Origin of the sequence: Stenotrophomonas sp. TWI1151 (assembly GCF_039673135.1) — a bacterium.
Classification (GTDB): domain Bacteria; phylum Pseudomonadota; class Gammaproteobacteria; order Xanthomonadales; family Xanthomonadaceae; genus Stenotrophomonas.
In genome coordinates, this window is sequence record NZ_JBDJLA010000012.1 from 130,890 (window position 1) to 147,647 (window position 16,758).

Consider the following 16,758-nt stretch of genomic DNA (forward strand, 5'->3'; position numbering starts at 1 on the left):
GCGTCCACTCCAGATTGGCTGCAGAGGCGTCGCGCATCGTGTGTCGAGGGACACTGTTCAGCCCACTCACCGAGCCTTCCACAACTCCGCCAACCGATCCGGCTTGCCCGCGATGCGCTCCAGCGACGGATACTTCAGCCCATCGTGATAATCCAGCGTCACCGTATCGATGCGATCGAAGCTCTTCACCAGCAGCGTCAGCGGCGCCTTGTCGGTCTTGGCCGCGGTGATCGCCTCCTTCAACTGCTCGGCCTTGAACACGCGGCCATTGAGCGCGACCACGCTCATGCCGGGAATCAGGCCGGCATTGAACGCCGGGCTGTCCCACAGCACGTCGCCGATGTAACCGGACTCGCTGACGGACAGGCCAATCGAGTACAGCAGGTTGCTGTTCTTGCCGCGGGTTTCCTGCGCCTTGAACGCTTCGTTCGGCGTATCGGTGTAGACCAGCTTCCAGCCGGCCGCCTCCAGACCGCCGGTCAGCGGCCCGTGCCCGTCCAGGCGCTCGCGCAGGAAGCTGGCCCAGTCGAACGGCGCCACGCCATTGAGCGTGCTCACCACCTCTTCGAAGGTGTACGGATGGACGTTCCAGTCACCGTCGTTCATGCCGAAGAACGCCTTGGCGAAATCATCCAGGCCGCGCTTGTTGCCGGTCAGCGCGCGCAGCTTGCCCTCCACGTCCAGCCACACCATCTGGCCGCCGGAGTAGTAGTCCTCGCTCATCTGATAGTTGCGGAACGCCAGCGCGCGGCGCTGGGCGATGGTCGGGTCGTTGGTGGTGTCCTGCAGGTTGCGCCAGGCCAGGCCGGGGCGACCGCGGTCGTAAGTGCCCGCCACATTGGCCAGCACGTCGCGGGTCTGCTGCGGGCTCCACAGCCCGGAGCGCGCGGCCAGCACCTGGCCCCAGAACTGGGTCTGGCCTTCGTACAGCCACAGCAGGCTGTCGCCCATCGGCACGTTGAAGTTGGCCGTGGTCAGATCGGCGCCACGACGGTACTTGCCGTTCCAGGAGTGATTGAACTCGTGCGGCAGCAGATCGCGGCCCAGCCAGGTCTTGTCCCACTCGGTGAAGTAGCCGGTGTCGCCGCTGTTCTCACTGGAGCGCTGATGCTCCAGGCCGATGCCGCCAAGCTTGTCGGTCAACGCCAGCAGGAACTCGTAGCGGTCGAAATGGCGTGCGCCGTAGAGCTTGTACATCTGCTGCACCAGCGCGCGATGCGCCTGGATCTGCTCGGGCTTGGCGGCCAGCGATTTGGCCTCATCGGCGAAGACATTCAGGTGCACCGGCACCTTCGCGCCGGGGTCCAGATCGAAGCGCTGGAAGTAGCGCCCGGCGAACAGCGGCGAGTCGACCAGGTGGTCGTAGCTGATCGGCTTGAACACCACCGTGTCACCCTCGCGGCGCTCGGTATCCAGCGCGGTGGCATATGACCAGCCCGGCGGAAGAGTGACGGTGGCCTGCGCCTGGATGTTGCGGGTGATCACCCCGGCCGGGTACAGCGAATTGGCATTCCACTGCAGGTTGAGCATGTCCGGGGTCATCACCACGCGGCCCTGGGCGCCCTGCGAAGAGAGGAACTTGAACTCGGCCACCACTTCGCTGGCGCCCTGCGGCACCTGCACGGTGAAGGCATAGACGTCGTACGGATCACGCGTCCACTGCAGCGGCGTGCCGTTGGCGGTGACGACCAGGCCGGCGAGCTTGTCGATCGGGCCGCTCGGTGAATGCGCGCCGGGCAGCCACTCCGGGTACAGCAGGGTCAGCGGGCCAGGCTTGGCCGGCACCGTGGCCTTGACCTTGAAGATGCGTCGCCCGATGTCGCGCGCGTCCACGTCGATGCGCAGCAGGCCCGGGAAGGCCACGTCCTGCGGCGGCGGTGTCTGCGCCTGCACGCCGGTGGCGGACACGGCCAGCAACACGGACAGGGCAATGGCACGCATCTTCATCAGGCAGGCTCCAGCGGGGGAAGCTTTTGATCCTAGCCCTCCGCCTGCGCCCTGCCCCATGGCCAAAGGTCATGCGTCGCGTTGCGGCCATGATTGGCACAGCGGCGCGCAGTGACGTTCTGTCTGCCGGACGGGATCAGGACCAACCGGGGTGCGCTGCCGGCCAGCGGCCGGCACTACCGGGCAGCGCCACGGCATGCGTGGCGGAATGCTGCGGGTCAGTCGACCAACCGCAGCCGCAGTTCCTTCGGCAGCGCGAACACCATCGATTCCGGCTCGCCCTCCAGTTCGCCGACGCCGGTGGCGCCGAGTTCCTTCAGGCGGGCGATCACGCCATCCACCAGCACCTGCGGTGCCGAGGCGCCCGCGGTCAGGCCGATGTGCTTCTTGCCGGCCACCCACGCCGGATCGATCTCGTCGGCACCGTCGATCAGGTAGGACTCCACGCCATCACGGCGCGCCAGTTCACTCAGGCGGTTGGAGTTGGAGCTGTTGGGCGAACCGACCACCAGCACCAGGTCGCAACGCTTGGCCAGGTCGCGCACGGCGTCCTGGCGGTTCTGCGTGGCGTAGCAGATGTCGTCGTTCTTCGGGCCCTGCATCGCCGGGAAGCGGGTGCGCAGCGCGTCGATGATGCTGCGGGTGTCATCCACCGAGAGCGTGGTCTGGGTGGTGTAGGCGAAGTTCTCCGGCTGGTCGATGACCAGCGTGGCGACGTCTTCCACATCCTCCACCAGATAGATCTGGCCGGTGCCGCGCTCGCGGCTCCACTGGCCCATCGTGCCTTCCACTTCCGGGTGCCCGGCGTGGCCGATCAGCACCACGTCGCGGCCGGCGCGGCAGTGGCGGGCCACTTCCAGGTGCACCTTGGTGACCAGCGGGCAGGTCGCGTCGAACACCTTCAGGCCACGTCGGTCGGCTTCCTGGCGCACGGCCTGGGAAACGCCGTGGGCACTGAAGATCACCGTGTTGTCGTCCGGCACTTCGTCGAGCTCCTCGACGAAGATCGCGCCGCGGGCCTTGAGGTCATCGACCACGAACCGGTTGTGCACGACCTCGTGGCGCACGTAGATCGGCGCACCCAGGGTCTCGATCGCGCGCTTGACGATCTCGATCGCACGATCGACACCGGCACAGAAACCACGCGGATTGGCGAGCAACACATCCATCGGTCAGATACTCCGGCCGGCGTAAGCCGGGTTGTTACGGATACAGGAGGGAATTATCCCGCTTTTTTGGCCGCCTTGCCGTCGAACAGGCCGAACAGGGCGATACCCACCGCGCCGACCACGATCGCCGAATCAGCGATGTTGAACGAGGGCCAGTAATGGTCCCCGATATGCCACTGGATGAAGTCGACCACGTGACCGTGCATCAGGCGGTCGATCACGTTGCCGATCGCCCCGCCGATCACCAGCGCGTAAGGCACGGCGCTGCGCCAGGCACCGCGCGCGGTGCCCCACATCCAGTAGGCCATCAGACCGCTGATGCCCACCGCCAGCGCGGTGAAGAACCACAGCTGCCAGCCACCGGCATCGCTCAGGAAGCTGAATGCCGCGCCGGTGTTGTAGGTGCGGTACCAGTTCCAGAAGCCCTCGATGACCACCACCGGCTCGTACTCGGGCAGGCTGGACAGCACCCAGGCCTTGCTCCACTGGTCGGCGATGATGATCGCTGCCGACAGCAGCAGCCAGATCAGCGCGTTCGGACGCGGACGGGCGGCGGCCATCAGAACCACCGCCGTTCTTCGCCGGCACCGTCGATGTTGGTCACGCAGCGGCCACACAGTTCCGGGTGCGCCGCCACCGAGCCGACATCGGCGCGGTAATGCCAGCAGCGCACGCACTTCTGCTTGCCGGTCGGCTGGGCGCTGACGAACACCTCATCGGTGGTCGCCGGGCGCACCTGCACGTCACCGCTGATCAGCAGGAAGCGCAGCTCCTCGGCCAGCGGCTGCCAGCGCGCGGCGGTCTCGGCATCGGCGGCGACGGTGATCTCCGCTTCCAGCGCCGCACCGATCGCACCGTTGGCACGCATCGGCTCGAGCACCTTGGCAACCTGCTCGCGCAGGGCCAGCAGCTGATCGAAGTCGGCGGCGTTGAGCGGTGCATCGGCCGGCAACGGGGCCAGGCCTTCGTACCACGTGGCGAACAGCACGTTCTCCTTGCGCTCGCCCGGCAGGTACCCCCACAGCTCATCGGCGGTGAAGCTCAGGATCGGCGCGATCCAGCGCGTGAACGCTTCGGCGATGTGGTACATCGCGGTCTGCGCCGAGCGGCGGCCGCGCGAGTCCACCGGCATGGTGTACAGGCGGTCCTTGGTGACATCCAGATACACCGAGCCCAGATCCACGCTGCAGAAGTTCAGCAGCAACTGCACGATCTCGGCCATGTTGTAGCCGGTGTATGCGGCCTTGATCTTCTCCTGCACCTCGAAGGCGCGATGCACGATCCAGCGGTCCAGCGCGACCATGTCGGCCGGGGCCACCAGATGCTGGGCCGGGTCGAAGCCGTCCAGGTTGCCGAGCAGGAAGCGCGCGGTGTTGCGCAGGCGCCGGTAGGCATCCGCGTTGCGCTTGAGGATTTCCTGCGACAGCGACATTTCATTGCTGTAGTCGGCCGAGGCGATCCACAGGCGCAGGATGTCCGCGCCCAGGGTCTTCATGATGTCCTGCGGCTCGATGCCGTTGCCCAGCGACTTGGACATCTTGCGGCCCTTCTCATCCACGGTGAAGCCGTGGGTGAGGCACTGCTTGTACGGGGCCTGCTTGTCGATGGCCACGCCGGTCAGCAGCGAGGACTGGAACCAGCCGCGGTGCTGGTCCGAGCCTTCCAGGTACAGATCGGCCGGCTTGCCGAAGCCACGCGCCAGCAGCACGCCTTCATGGGTCACGCCCGAGTCGAACCAGACATCGAGGATGTCGGTGACCTTCTCGTACTGCGGCGCTTCATCGCCCAGCAGCTCGGCGCTGTCCAGCGAGTACCACACGTCGATGCCTTCGGCCTGCACGCGATCGGCGACCTGCTGCATCAATTCGACGGTGCGCGGGTGCGGCTCACCGGTTTCGCGGTGGGTGAACAGCGCGATCGGCACGCCCCAGGTGCGCTGGCGGCTGATGCACCAGTCCGGGCGGCCATCGACCATCGAGCCGATGCGCGCCTTGCCCCAGCCCGGGAACCAGCCGACGCTGTCGATCGCGGCCATCGCGTCGCGGCGCAGGTTGGCCTTGTCCATCGAGATGAACCACTGCGGGGTGGCGCGGAACACGACCGGGGTCTTGTGGCGCCAGCAATGCGGGTAGCTGTGCACGATCTCAACGAAGGCCAGCAGCGCACCGGAGGCGCGCAGCACATCGATGATCAGCGGCTGCGCCTTCCACAGGTGCACGCCGGCCAGCTCGACATCGCCGGCCGGCGGGGTCGAGGACAGGTACACGCCACGGCCGTCGACCGGGTTGATCTGGCCGGCGTTGTACTTGTCCATCAGCCCGTACTGCTGGCTGACCACGAAGTCTTCCTGGCCATGGCCCGGGGCGGTATGCACCGCACCGGTACCGTCTTCGTCGGAGACGTGGTCGCCGTTGAGCAGCGGGATGTCGCGCTGCGGGTAGAACGGATGGGCCAGCAGCAGGTTTTCAAGCGCGGCGCCGGTGGCACGACCGTGCACGACCAGGCCTTCCACGCCGTAGCGCTGCAGCGAACGCTCGGCCAGCGCGGCGGCCAGCACCAGCCAACGGCGCTTGCCGTTGTGGGCCGGGCCTTCGGCCAGCACGTATTCGATCTCCGCACCGAGCGACACCGCCAGCGAGGCCGGCAGCGTCCACGGGGTGGTGGTCCAGATCGGCACCGCAACCTCGACATCAGCCGGCAGCGTCACGCCGAAGCGTTCGGCCAGCTGCTGCGCGTCACGCGAGACGTAGGCCACGTCGATCGCCGGCGAGGTCTTGTCCTGGTATTCGATTTCGGCCTCGGCCAGCGCCGAGCCACAGTCGAAGCACCAGTGCACCGGCTTGGCGCCGCGCACGATGTGACCGTTGGCGAACACCTTGGAAAGCGCACGGATTTCGTTGGCTTCGAAATCGAAGCTCAGCGTCTTGTACGGGTTGTCCCAATCGCCGATCACGCCCAGGCGCTTGAAGTCGCGGCGCTGCAGTTCGATCTGCTCTTCGGCGAACTCGCGGCACTTCTGGCGGAACGCGACCGCATCGAGCTTGACGCCGACCTTGCCCCACTTCTTCTCGACCGCGATCTCGATCGGCAGGCCGTGACAATCCCAGCCCGGCACGTAGGGCGCATCGAAGCCGGCCAGGTAGCGCGACTTGACGATGATGTCCTTGAGGATCTTGTTGACGGCGTGGCCGAGGTGGATCTGGCCATTGGCGTAGGGCGGGCCGTCGTGCAGCACGAACAGCGGGCGGCCCTGCGCGTTGTCGCGCAGGCGGGCGTAAAGGCCCTCGTCCTCCCAGCGCGACAGAATGCCCGGCTCGCGCTTGGGCAGGTCGCCGCGCATCGGGAATTCGGTTGCCGGCAGATGAAGGGTGGCTTTGTAGTCCTGGCTCACGCAGTGGCTCGCAATCTGTGTTCGGAAAGGATGTGACGGGCCTGTTCGGCGTCACGGTGCATCTGGTCGGTCAACGCAGCCAGATCTTGGAACTTTTCTTCATCGCGCAGTTTGGCGACGAACTCGACATCGATGTGGCGGCCGTACAGGTCGCCCTGGAAATCAAACAGGTGCGCTTCCAGCAGCGGCTCCACGCCGTCCACGGTGGGACGCGTACCGAAGCTGGAGACCGACGGCCACGGCTGGTCGAACACACCGTGGACCCAGGTCGCGTAGATCCCCGACAGCGCCGGCGTCTTCGGAAAGCGCAGGTTGGCGGTCGGGAAGCCCAGCGTACGGCCCAATTGGCGGCCGCGCACTACCCTGCCCCCAATCGTATACGGCCTGCCCAGCAGATCGCCGGCATGGCTGAAATCACCGGCGCGCAGCAGCTGGCGGATGCGGGTGCTGGAGATGCGCTCGCCATGCAGGGCGACCGGCTCGATCTCACCGGCACTGAAGCCACGCTCGCCGCCCATCGCCTGCAGCAGGGCCAGATCGCCCTTGCGGCGGTTGCCGAAGCAGAACTCCGGCCCGATCCACACTTCACGCGCGCTCAGCCGGTGCACCAGCAGCTGCTCGACGAACGCCTCGGCCTGCATCGCGGCCATGCGCGCATCGAAGCGCAGCAGGCCGACCGCATCCACGCCAAGCTCGCGCAGCATGGCGACCTTGTCACGGGCCAGGGTCAAGCGCGGCGGCGGCTCGCCCTGGGCGAAGTACTCGCGCGGCAGTGGCTCGAAGGCCACCGCCACGGCGGCCACGCCCAGCGCGCGCGCGCGCGAAACGGCGTGGCGCACCAACGCACGATGACCCAGGTGCAGGCCGTCGAATGCGCCGATGCAGACCACGCTTCCGTGCGGGAACAGTTGCCCGCCTTCGACGCTTCTAAACAGCCTGCTCATCTACGTGGAATGCGACCCACCAGGGCCGATGCTTTGCAAGAGATAGCCATGAAGTATAGCCGGGCTGCCCCCGGATCAATGCTCCCGCAGGTGGCGCGGACGGAAGCCCATGGCGACCAGGGCCACCAGATAGGTCAGACCGCCACCGCCGACCAGCAGCGCGAGGTTGCCGATCCGGTGCCATTTATCCATGCCGGTGAAGTCCGCCATCCCGTAGCGCAGGCCCAGCAGCACCGCCACCATGGCCAGGCAGGCCAGCCCCAGCTTGGTCGCATAGCCGCCCCACCCCGCCTTGGGCTGGTAGACATCGGTCTTGCCCAGCCAATACCAGAGCAGGCCAAGGTTCAGATAACTGGACAGCGCGCTGGCGATACCCAGCGCGAGATGCAGGCCCGGCTGCTTGCCCAACGCGACCCAGACGCCCTGCGCTTTCAGCGCCTCCGGCACCATCACGTGGTACAGCACGGCCAGCAGGATGAAGTTGAAGACCATGTTGGCCACCAGCGCGACCACACCGGCGCGGACCGGGGTGCGGGTGTCCTGGCGGGCATAGAAGGCCGGCAGCACCACCTTGAGCAGCGCGAAGGCTGGCAGGGCGAAGCTCAGGCCGTACACCGACAGCGCGGTCATGCGGGTATCGAACGCGGTGAAGCGGCCGTACTGGAACACGGTGGCGATCAGCGGCTCGGCCAGCAGCAGCAGGCCCAGCATGGCGGGGATGGCGATCAACAGCGTGGTGCGCAGGCCCCAGTCCAGCGCACTGGAGAAGCCGGCCTTGTCGGTACTGACATGGTGGCGGGCCAGCGCCGGCAGGATCACCGTGCCCAGCGCCACGCCGAACACGCCCAGCGGCAGTTCCAGGAAGCGGTCGGCCAGCGACAGCCAGGACTGCGAGCCGTCGGTCAGCTTGGCCGCGATCACCGTATCCAGCAGCAGGTTGATCTGCGCGATCGAGGAACCGAACAGGGTCGGCACCATCAGGGTCAGCACCTTGCGCACCCCCGGGTGCTGCCAGCCCCAGCGCGGCAGGGTCAGCAGGTTGATGCCCTTCAGCGACGGCAGCTGGAACAGCAGCTGCAGCAGGCCGGCGGCCAGCACCGCCCAGCCCAGGGCCAGGATCTGCTTCTCCGGGGTGCCGCCCAGCCGCGGGGCCAGCCACAGCGCGCCGGCGATCATGCACAGGTTGAGGATCACCGGGGTCAGCGCCGGCATCGCGAACTTCTGGAAACTGTTGAGCGCCCCGCCCGCCAAGGCGGTCAGGGAGACGAACAGCAGGAACGGGAAGGTCAACCGGAACAGGTCCACCAGCAGGCCATGCTTGGCCGGGTCGGTATCGACCCCGCTGGAGAACAGGGTCGCCAGCTGCGGCGCGAAGATCAGCGCCAGCGCCGTGACGAGCAGCAGCACCCCGCCCAGCGTGCCGGCCACCCGCGACATCAGCTCACGCAGCTCGGCGTGCGGCCGGGTTTCCTTCACCTCCGTGAACACCGGGACGAACGCAGTGGCGAACGAGCCCTCGGCGAACAGCCGGCGCAGGAAATTGGGCACCCGGAAGGCGACCCAGAAGGCGTCCGTCACCGCATTGGTGCCGAACGTGGTGGTGATGACCAGGTCGCGAACCAGCCCCAACACCCGCGAAATCATGGTCATGCTGCTGAAAGACAGCAGGCCCCGCAACATCCTTGGTGAACTCACCCGTGTTCCCTCTTGACAATTGACTTGACGTACATTTTTCGAGCCATCATACTTTCCAGCTTGCTGTTCCCATTACACCGATTTTTCAGGAAACCACCACTGTGGCCAATATCAAGTCCGCCAAGAAGCGCGCCAAGCAGACCGTCGTGCGCAACGCGCGCAATACGGCTCAGCGTTCGATGCTGCGCACCGCTGTCAAGAAGGTGATCAAGGCTCTGGATGCCAATGACGCCGCCGGCGCCGAGGCAGCCTTCGCTGTTGCCCAGCCGATCCTCGACCGTTTCAGCTCGCGTGGTCTGATCCACAAGAACAAGGCTGCTCGCCATAAGAGCCGCCTGACCGCGCGCATCAAGGCCATCAAGGCCGCCTGATACGGCGCTGCGGGTGTCGTAGAGCCACGCCCCGCGTGGCTTCGATCCAGCCGCAGAAAAAAACCCGGCCCCGGCCGGGTTTTTTGTTGCCTGCGATCTGCGACGTCCAGCCCGGCTGGCGGCGACGGCGGCACCACAGAAAAACCCGGCCGGAGCCGGGTTTCTCAGGGGCGCGCGGGCGCGCTCAGTACGCATCGCGCGCTTGCGCCTCGTCTTCCTTCTGGCGATCGAAGAAGGCCATCACGTTGTTCATGATCGGCCAGGTGCCTTCGCGGCCCAGCGCCGAGACCAGGTACCACGGCTGGGTCCAGCCCAGCTCGGCAACGATCTTCTCGGCGGCGGCCTTGGCCTCGTCCTCGAACATCAGGTCGGCCTTGTTCAGCACCAGCCAGCGCGGCTTGTTCAGCAGCTCCGGGTCGTGCTTTTCCAGCTCACGCTCGATCGCCCGGACCTGCTCGATCGGCGACACGCCTTCCACGCCGCCTTCCATCGGGGAGATATCCACGAGGTGCAGCAGCAGGCGGGTGCGCTGCAGGTGGCGCAGGAACTGCGCGCCCAGCCCAGCGCCGTCGGCCGCACCCTCGATCAGGCCGGGAATGTCGGCGATCACGAAGCTGCGGTAGTTCTCCACGCGCACGACACCCAGATTGGGGTACAGCGTGGTGAACGGGTAATCGGCCACCTTCGGGGTCGCCGCGGACACGGCGCGGATCAGGGTGCTCTTGCCGGCATTCGGGAAGCCCAGCAGGCCCACGTCGGCCAGCAGCTTCAGCTCGAGCTTGATCAGGCGCTCTTCACCCTCTTCGCCCGGCAGCGCCTGGCGCGGCGAGCGGTTGGTGGAGCTCTTGAAATGCATGTTGCCCAAGCCGCCGCGGCCACCTTTGGCCACCAGCAGGCGGTCGCCATGGCTGGTCAGGTCGCCGATCACTTCGTCGGTACTGACGTTCATGATCACGGTGCCGATCGGCACGGTGATGACCAGGTCTTCGCCGCCCTTGCCATAGGCCTGGCGGCCCATGCCGTTCTCGCCGCGCTGCGCCTTGAAGATGCGGTCATGGCGGAAATCGACCAGGGTGTTGAGGTTCTCGTCGGCGCGGATCCACACGCTGCCGCCATTACCGCCGTCGCCACCGTCCGGCCCGCCCAGCGGAATGAACTTCTCGCGACGGAAACCGATGCAGCCGTTGCCGCCATTGCCGGCGATCACCTGGATTTCTGCTTCGTCTACAAGTTTCATGATTCTGGATGCCAATCTGGAGGCGGCGGGCGCGAGGTGCACCCCACCGCAGAGTCTAACGGCCCCGGTACGATCCAGGGCCGGCGGCGGGAAATGTCCCGCCCGATAGTTGATACCAACGAAAAACCCCGCCGAAGCGGGGCTTTCGTCAGCGACCCCACGCCGTGGCGTGGGCGCCTGCGTACCGCTGAAGATCAGGCTTCGGCGACGACGCTGACGGTACGACGCTTCTTCGGGCCCTTGACCGAGAACTCCACCTTGCCGTCGACGAGCGCGAACAGGGTGTGGTCACGGCCGAGGCCAACGCCGGTACCCGGATGGAACTGGGTGCCGCGCTGACGCACGATGATGTTGCCGGCATCGATGGCCTGGCCACCGAAAATCTTGACGCCGAGGTACTTCGGGTTGGAGTCGCGACCGTTGCGCGATGAGCCTACGCCCTTCTTATGTGCCATGACTGCTTCTCCTTATTACTTGCTGCCACCGGCAATGCCGGTGATCTCGATTTCGGTGTAGTACTGACGGTGACCCTGGCGCTTCATGTGGTGCTTACGGCGACGGAACTTGATGATCCGGACCTTGTCGGCACGACCCTGGGACACGACCTTGGCAGTGACCGAAGCGCCGCTCAGCGCGTCGCCCAGCTTGATGCCATCGCTGTCGCCCAGCATCAGGATGTTGTCGAACTTGATCTCGTTGCCGACTTCGACTTCGAGCTTTTCAACGCGGAGCGTTTCGCCCTGCGCCACGCGGTATTGCTTACCGCCGGTTACCAGTACTGCGTACATGACCAGACTTCCTCTGTAGTTATTGTGGTCTATGGACTGCCGCCATCGAGGGCGGACAGAAGCGGAATTTTAATGACTTCAACCACTTCGGGTCAACCCACCCCCTGCTCTGACCCGGATTTGGCTGAATACGGTTCAGGAAACCGGCTGGCGGGGTCTCAGGGAATGAGACATGGGGGTGGCAAAGTCCGCGATTGCCCCCAAATCCCAAGCTCGGTAGGCTGACCGATTGCCGTTTCCGATTGCCCCACCCGCTTGCCGGCTCCCTGAGCCGAAGCCCCACAACGGATCCCCCATGGCGATGGATTTCATCCGCATCCGCGGCGCGCGGACGCACAATCTCAAGAACATCGATCTCGACCTGCCCCGCGACAAGCTGATTGTCATCACCGGCCTGTCCGGCTCGGGCAAGTCCTCGTTGGCGTTCGACACCATTTACGCCGAGGGCCAGCGTCGTTACGTGGAGTCGCTGTCGGCCTATGCCCGCCAGTTCCTCAGCGTGATGGAAAAGCCGGACCTGGACCACATCGAGGGCCTGTCCCCGGCGATCTCGATCGAGCAGAAATCGACCTCGCACAACCCGCGCTCGACCGTCGGCACGATCACCGAGATCTACGACTACCTGCGCCTGCTGTATGCCCGCGTCGGCAGCCCGCGCTGCCCGGACCACGGCTATCCGCTGGAAGCGCAGACGGTCAGCCAGATGGTCGACCACGTGCTGACCCTGGATGCCGAGCAGCGCTACATGCTGCTGGCCCCGGTGATCCGCGAGCGCAAGGGCGAGCACGCCCAGGTGTTCGACCAGCTGCGCGCGCAAGGCTATGTGCGCGTGCGCGTGGACGGCCAGCTGCATGAAATCGACGCGGTGCCGCCGCTGGCAGTGCGCCAGAAGCACACCATCGAAGCGGTGATCGACCGTTTCCGCCCGCGCGAGGACATCAAGCAGCGCCTGGCCGAGAGCTTTGAAACCGCGCTGAAGCTGGGCGACGGCATGGTCTCGGTGCAGTCGCTGGATGTGGAGGATGCGCCTGCGCATCTGTTCTCTTCCAAGTACAGCTGCCCGGTCTGCGATTACTCGCTGCCGGAGCTGGAACCGCGCCTGTTCTCGTTCAACTCGCCGGTCGGCGCGTGCCCGGGCTGCGATGGCCTGGGCATGGCCGAGTTCTTCGATCCCTCGCGCGTGGTGGTGCACCCGGAGCTGTCGCTCTCGGCCGGCGCCGTGCGCGGCTGGGACCGTCGCAATGCGTACTACTTCCAGCTGATCGCCTCGCTGGCCAAGCACTACAAGTTCGACACCGATGCCCCCTGGCAGAGCCTGCCCGAGGACGTGCGCCAGGCCGTGCTGTACGGCAGCGGTGAGGAGACGATCACCTTCACCTACTTCACCGAAGCCGGTGGCCGCACCCAGCGCAAGCATCGCTTCGAGGGCATCATTCCCAACCTCGAACGCCGCTACAAAGAGACCGAATCCTCGGCCGTCCGCGAAGAGCTGGCCAAGTACATCAGCGAGCGCAACTGCCCCGAGTGCCAGGGCCAGCGCCTGAACAAGGCCGCGCGCAATGTGTTCGTGGCCGACCGTGCGCTGCCCGAACTGGTGGTGATGCCGATCGACGATGCGCTGAAGTTCTTCAGCAGCATGACCCTGCCCGGCTGGCGCGGCGAGATCGCTGGCAAGATCGTCAAGGAGATCGGTGAACGTCTCGGCTTCCTGGTCGATGTCGGCCTGGATTACCTCACCCTGGAGCGCAAGGCCGACACCCTGTCCGGTGGCGAAGCCCAGCGCATCCGGCTGGCCTCGCAGATCGGTGCCGGCCTGGTCGGCGTCATGTACGTGCTGGATGAGCCGTCGATCGGCCTGCACCAGCGCGACAACGAGCGCCTGCTCGGCACCCTGACCCGCCTGCGCGACCTCGGCAACACGGTGATCGTGGTCGAGCATGACGAAGACGCGATCCGCCTGGCCGACTACGTGCTGGACATCGGTCCGGGCGCGGGTGTGCACGGCGGCGAGATCGTCGGCCAGGGCACGCTGCAGGACATCCTGGATGCGCCGCGTTCGCTGACCGGCCAGTACCTGTCAGGCAAGCGCGCCATCGAGATCCCGGCGCGCCGGCACAAGCCCAACCCGAAGATGACGCTGCACCTGCGCGGTGCCAGCGGCAACAACCTCAAGGGCGTGGACCTGGATATTCCCTCGGGCCTGCTGACCTGCATCACCGGCGTGTCCGGCTCGGGCAAGTCGACCCTGATCAACGACACCCTGTTCTCGCTGGCCGCCAACGAGATCAACGGTTCCTCGCACCCGATCGCGCCCTACAAGGAAGTGGACGGGCTGGATCTGTTCGACAAGGTGGTGGACATCGATCAGTCGCCGATCGGCCGCACCCCGCGCTCGAACCCGGCCACCTACACCGGTCTGTTCACGCCGCTGCGCGAGCTGTATGCGCAAGTGCCCGAAGCGCGTGCGCGCGGTTATTCGCCGGGCCGTTTCAGCTTCAACGTGCGTGGCGGCCGCTGCGAAGCGTGCCAGGGCGATGGGCTGATCAAGGTGGAAATGCACTTCCTGCCGGACGTGTACGTGCCCTGCGATGTCTGCCACGGCAAGCGCTACAACCGCGAAACGCTGGAGATCCTCTACAAGGGCTACAACATCAACGACGTGCTGCAGATGACCGTCGAAGATGCGCTGAAGCTGTTCGAGCCGGTGCCGAGCATCGCGCGCAAGCTGGAAACGCTGGTCGATGTGGGCCTGAGCTACATCAAGCTGGGCCAGAGCGCGACCACGCTGTCCGGTGGTGAAGCGCAGCGCGTGAAGCTGTCCAAGGAACTGTCGCGCCGCGATACCGGGCGCACGCTGTACATCCTGGATGAGCCGACCACCGGCCTGCACTTCCACGACATCGAAGCGCTGCTCGGCGTGCTGCACAAGCTGCGCGACGAAGGCAACACGGTGGTGGTGATCGAGCACAACCTGGATGTGATCAAGACCGCCGACTGGATTGTCGATCTGGGTCCGGAAGGCGGCCATCGCGGTGGCACCATCCTGGTCACCGGTACGCCGGAAGACGTGGCGGCCTGCCCGACCTCGTACACCGGCCAGTTCCTGGCCAAGATGCTGCCCTCCACCAGCGCGCGCCCGGAACAGCCGGCGGCCGTGGCCAACAAGCCCGACGCCCGCCCGCCGCGCAAAGCCAAGCCGGAACCGAAGAAGGCCGTGCGCAAGACCGCCGCGACCAAAGCCCCCAGCAAGACCAGGAAGAAGACCGCATGAGCAACGAGCACAAGATCCTCGCCCGCGTGCCGATCAGCGTCCGCTGGCGCGACATGGACAGCATGGGCCACGTGAACAACGCCAAGTACATCTCCTACCTGGAAGAAGCGCGCGTGCGCTGGATGCTGGGCGTGGAAGGCGTTTCGATGACCGACCGCATCGCCCCGGTGGTGGCGGCCACGAACGTCAACTACCGCCTGCCGATCGTGTGGCCCAACGACATCGTGGTGGAGCTGTTCGTCGAGCGCCTCGGCAACAGCAGCGTGACCATCGGCCACCGCATCGTGGACGAGAAGAACGACAGCACGCTGTATTCGGATGGCAACGTGGTGGTGGTCTGGATGGACACGCAGACCGGCAAGAGCGCGCCGTTGCCCGAGGCGATCCGCACCGCGTCCACCTGAGGGGTAGTGCCGGCCGCTGGCCGGCAACCTCATGACGCCGGACGGATGTGCATGGGTGCCGGCCAGCGGCCGGCACTACTGTTCCATACCCCATGGGGCCTTACGGTACCGCGCTGCGCACCTGCATCATCCCATCTACCTTGCGCCCATCTTCCAGGCTCAGCCGCAACGGCAGCTGTGCGCCTTCCTTCAGTGCCACCTCCGGCTGCATCAGCATCAGATGCAGTCCGCCAGGTTTGAGCTCGACCGTCGCCCCCGCCGCGATCGGCAATCGCTCCACCGCGCGCATCCGGCTGACCCCGTCGACCAGCGTGGTTTCATGCAGGGACACATCGCCGAACGCCTTGCTGCCTGCGGCGATCACCACGACCGCCTCGCGGCAGTCGTTGCGGATCCGCCCGTAACCGGCGGCCATCGGCATCGCGGCCGGCGGCAACCGCAGCCAGCCGTCGCGCAGTGACACACAGGAAGGTTCTGCGGCCACTGTCGGCGCCGATGCTGCGAACGCACACAACCCCAACAATACGCACACGAATGGTTTGGTTATCATCGGCTTCGTTCCCTGTCCGCAACGAGACTGCAGCATGACGACGCTCATCGAGGTGATCAACCATGGCCCCATCCGCGAACTGCGGCTGGCGCGTCCGCCGGTCAATGCGTTGGACACCGAGCTGTGCCGGCACCTGATCCAGGCGATCAACCAGGCCATGTCCGAGGACGTGCACGGCATCGTGCTGTCCGGGAGCGAGCGCATCTTCAGTGCCGGCATGGACGTGCCGCACCTGCTCGGCCATGGCGATGACAGGCACAAGCTGCTGGACAGTTGGCAGGCCTTCTTCGGCGCCGTGCGCACCCTGGCCGAATGCCGCGTGCCGGTGGTGGCGGCCATGACCGGGCACGCCCCTGCCGGCGGCTGCGTGCTGGCGCTGTGCTGCGACTACCGGATCATCGCGCGCAGCCCCGATGCCGCCCATCCCACGGTGATCGGCCTGAACGAAGTGCAGGTCGGGCTGGTCGCGCCGGAAGGCATCCAGCGCCTGATGCGCCGCGTAGTCGGCCACCATCGGGCCACCACCCTGCTGGTCGGCGGCGAGATGGTGCCGGCCGAGCGTGCACTGCAGATCGGGCTGGTCGATGAGGTGGTCGATGCGGATCAGGTTGTCGCCCGCGCCGTGGCCTGGCTGCAGAGCCTGCTGAAGCTGCCGCGCCAACCGATGCTGCTGACCCGCGCCATCGCCCGCGCCGACCTGCATGAGGCGCTGCACGCCGACCTCATCCAGCTCGACCGCTTCGTGGACGCCTGGTACGCCCCGGACGCCCAGCAGGCGCTGCACGGGCTGGTCGCCAGACTCGGCAAGGCCTGAAGCCCGGCAAACGCCAACGCCCCGGTAGTGCCGGCCGCTGGCCGGCAACCAGACAATGAACGATCGAAGTGGTGCGGGGTTGCCGGCCATGGGCCGGCACAACCCAAAAATTTTCTTTAGCCCCCCCCACGGTGGATACCATGTACCCCCCCCACCAACCCCACGGTTACCAGCAGA

14 protein-coding genes are annotated in these 16,758 nt (G+C 66.2%); 4 read left to right on the forward strand and 10 right to left on the reverse strand.

Annotated elements, in window-relative coordinates; all coding sequences use genetic code 11:
* Positions 1–66 precede the first annotated feature (66 nt).
* The 6 genes from ABE422_RS14620 to murJ form a co-directional block, all read right to left on the reverse strand.
* Complete coding sequence (locus tag ABE422_RS14620) at positions 67–1,947, reverse strand: peptidase M61 (protein ID WP_346483227.1); 1,881 nt, start codon at positions 1,945–1,947, stop codon at positions 67–69.
* A 218-nt stretch (positions 1,948–2,165) separates the two neighbouring features.
* Positions 2,166–3,116 (reverse strand): 4-hydroxy-3-methylbut-2-enyl diphosphate reductase, encoded by a 951-nt coding sequence (gene ispH / locus ABE422_RS14625; RefSeq protein WP_123728670.1) that lies wholly within the window; start codon positions 3,114–3,116, stop codon positions 2,166–2,168.
* Positions 3,117–3,169: 53 nt separating this feature from the next.
* Positions 3,170–3,676 carry a signal peptidase II gene (lspA, locus tag ABE422_RS14630; protein WP_313211085.1) on the reverse strand — a complete coding sequence of 169 codons (507 nt, stop codon included), beginning with the start codon at positions 3,674–3,676 and terminating at the stop codon, positions 3,170–3,172.
* Complete coding sequence (gene ileS, locus ABE422_RS14635) at positions 3,676–6,507, reverse strand: isoleucine--tRNA ligase (RefSeq protein WP_346483228.1); 2,832 nt, start codon at positions 6,505–6,507, stop codon at positions 3,676–3,678. The genes lspA and ileS overlap by 1 nt, the downstream gene beginning before the upstream one ends.
* Positions 6,504–7,451 carry a bifunctional riboflavin kinase/FAD synthetase gene (locus ABE422_RS14640; protein WP_346483229.1) on the reverse strand — a complete coding sequence of 316 codons (948 nt, stop codon included), beginning with the start codon at positions 7,449–7,451 and terminating at the stop codon, positions 6,504–6,506. Before ABE422_RS14640 ends, ileS begins: the two co-directional genes overlap by 4 nt.
* 75 nt (positions 7,452–7,526) lie before the next feature.
* Positions 7,527–9,131, reverse strand: coding sequence for a murein biosynthesis integral membrane protein MurJ (gene murJ / locus ABE422_RS14645; RefSeq protein WP_346483232.1), 1,605 nt, complete (start codon positions 9,129–9,131; stop codon positions 7,527–7,529).
* Positions 9,132–9,247: 116 nt separating this feature from the next.
* Between murJ and rpsT the strand changes: the two genes are divergently transcribed.
* Positions 9,248–9,517, forward strand: coding sequence for a 30S ribosomal protein S20 (rpsT, locus tag ABE422_RS14650; protein WP_019184515.1), 270 nt, complete (start codon positions 9,248–9,250; stop codon positions 9,515–9,517).
* A gap of 184 nt (positions 9,518–9,701) precedes the next feature.
* Here rpsT and obgE read toward each other — a convergent pair whose 3' ends face one another.
* The 3 genes from obgE to rplU all read right to left on the reverse strand — a co-directional run bounded on the left by obgE (position 9,702) and on the right by rplU (position 11,542).
* Positions 9,702–10,754, reverse strand: a complete 1,053-nt coding sequence (gene obgE, locus ABE422_RS14655; protein WP_346483230.1) for a GTPase ObgE — start codon at positions 10,752–10,754, stop codon at positions 9,702–9,704.
* A gap of 194 nt (positions 10,755–10,948) precedes the next feature.
* Positions 10,949–11,209 carry a 50S ribosomal protein L27 gene (rpmA, locus tag ABE422_RS14660; RefSeq protein WP_019184517.1) on the reverse strand — a complete coding sequence of 87 codons (261 nt, stop codon included), beginning with the start codon at positions 11,207–11,209 and terminating at the stop codon, positions 10,949–10,951.
* A gap of 15 nt (positions 11,210–11,224) precedes the next feature.
* On the reverse strand, positions 11,225–11,542 hold the full coding sequence (rplU, locus tag ABE422_RS14665; RefSeq protein ID WP_019184518.1) for a 50S ribosomal protein L21: 318 nt from the start codon (positions 11,540–11,542) through the stop codon (positions 11,225–11,227).
* Positions 11,543–11,837: 295 nt separating this feature from the next.
* On the opposite strand from rplU, the gene uvrA reads away from it, so the two are divergent.
* Together uvrA and ABE422_RS14675 are read left to right on the forward strand one after the other, a co-directional pair.
* Positions 11,838–14,813: an excinuclease ABC subunit UvrA gene (uvrA, locus tag ABE422_RS14670; protein WP_346483231.1), complete on the forward strand. Its 2,976-nt coding sequence runs from the start codon at positions 11,838–11,840 to the stop codon at positions 14,811–14,813.
* Positions 14,810–15,217, forward strand: a complete 408-nt coding sequence (locus tag ABE422_RS14675) for a thioesterase family protein (protein WP_265309403.1) — start codon at positions 14,810–14,812, stop codon at positions 15,215–15,217. The genes uvrA and ABE422_RS14675 overlap by 4 nt, the downstream gene beginning before the upstream one ends.
* Positions 15,218–15,317: 100 nt before the next feature.
* Here the strand turns inward: ABE422_RS14675 and ABE422_RS14680 are convergent, their stop codons facing one another.
* A complete protein-coding gene (locus ABE422_RS14680; protein WP_346483233.1) occupies positions 15,318–15,767 on the reverse strand; it encodes a copper chaperone PCu(A)C in 450 nt (149 codons plus the stop codon).
* 34 nt (positions 15,768–15,801) lie between these two features.
* Between ABE422_RS14680 and ABE422_RS14685 the strand changes: the two genes are divergently transcribed.
* Positions 15,802–16,581, forward strand: coding sequence for an enoyl-CoA hydratase/isomerase family protein (locus tag ABE422_RS14685; protein ID WP_313217594.1), 780 nt, complete (start codon positions 15,802–15,804; stop codon positions 16,579–16,581).
* Positions 16,582–16,758: the final 177 nt, after the last annotated feature.